2 protein-coding genes are annotated in these 1,260 nt (G+C 61.7%); both read left to right on the top strand.

Annotated elements, in window-relative coordinates; translation table 11 throughout:
* Window positions 1–60: 60 nt before the first annotated feature.
* Window positions 61–399: a transposase gene (locus J2X52_RS17400; RefSeq protein WP_310156404.1), complete on the top strand. Its 339-nt coding sequence runs from the start codon at window positions 61–63 to the stop codon at window positions 397–399.
* Window positions 369–1,229 carry an IS3 family transposase gene (locus tag J2X52_RS17395; protein WP_310156407.1) on the top strand — a complete coding sequence of 287 codons (861 nt, stop codon included), beginning with the start codon at window positions 369–371 and terminating at the stop codon, window positions 1,227–1,229. The genes J2X52_RS17400 and J2X52_RS17395 overlap by 31 nt, the downstream gene beginning before the upstream one ends.
* Window positions 1,230–1,260 lie beyond the last annotated feature (31 nt).

Genomic DNA, 1,260 nt, shown 5'->3' with positions numbered 1-1,260 from the left:
TGGAGTGGCCCGGCTAATTCGGACACCTGATAACGGGGACAATGGTCCCGGAGGTGTTCCATGGTCAAGCGTCAGCAGTTCACGGCCGAGTTCAAACTTGAAGCGGTGCGGCAGATGCGAGTAGGTAGCAAACCTATCGCTCAGTTGTCGCGAGAGCTCGGCATTCCGCGTAACCGCTTGTACAAGTGGAATCAGGCTGTGCAAACACATGGCGAGCAGGCGGCATTTCCTGGCTCAGGCCGTCGCTCGTTGGAGCAAGCCGAGCTGATGCGATTACGGGGCGCGTTGGCGCGAGCCGAGCAGGAGCTCGAGATCCTAAAAAAAGCGGAGGCGTACTTCGCGGAAACACCAACGCGCGGTACGCCTGGATCCAAGCGCAGCAAGCGGCCTACCCGGTGACTGCGCTGTGCCGTGCCTTGAGTGTGTCGCGAAGTGGCTTCCACGCATGGCAACACCGTGCACCCAGTGCACGCCAGCAGGCCGATGCGCGGCTGGCGCTGGTGATCCAGGCTACGCACATTGAGTATCGGCAGGCTTATGGCACGCGCCGCCTTTGGCGCGTACTGAATGATCGTGGCGAGTCATGCGGGCGGCATCGCGTTGCACGCCTGCGGCGTCGGCATGGCGTGGTCACGCTTCGACGCCGGCGTTTCCTGCGCGCACGCGCTCCTTACGCGCGTGTACCGGCCGCTCCGAATCGACTGACTTGGCCCTTCTCAAGCGCTGCTCCCGATCGCGTATGGGTCGGCGATATCACGCACATCCCAACGCGGGAGGGCTGGCTCTATCTCGCCACCGTCCTGGACGTGTGCAGCAGACGTATCGTTGGCTGGGCGATGGCGTCGCAACAGACCCGCGACCTGGCCGGACGCGCCCTGGAGATGGCTATCGTCCATCGACGTCCCGCGGCGAATGTGATCCTCCATCACGATCGCGGCAGCCAGTACACGAGTGCTCGCTACCGTGCGAAAGCGGCGGCAGCACACATGGTGCTGAGCATGAGCCGGCCGGGCATGCCTTATGACAATGCGATGGCAGAAAGCTTCTTCAGCACACTGAAACTGGAACTCGTACCTGACAAGGCCTTCGCCTCACGAGACGCCGCTCGGCTCGCAGTGTTCGATTACATCGAGACCTTCTACAACCGCACCCGCATGCACTCTGCGCTGGGTTACAAATCGCCTGATCAATACGAAAAGCAGTTCAATCGCCTAGGGTATGTGCCCTAGGTTCCTTGTCCGAGAAACCCGGGGCACTCCA

It is taken from the genome of Luteimonas sp. 3794 (assembly GCF_031456825.1).
Classification (GTDB): domain Bacteria; phylum Pseudomonadota; class Gammaproteobacteria; order Xanthomonadales; family Xanthomonadaceae; genus Luteimonas.
Note: the sequence above shows the minus strand (reverse complement) of the source record. Positions and strands in the feature narration are given on the sequence as shown.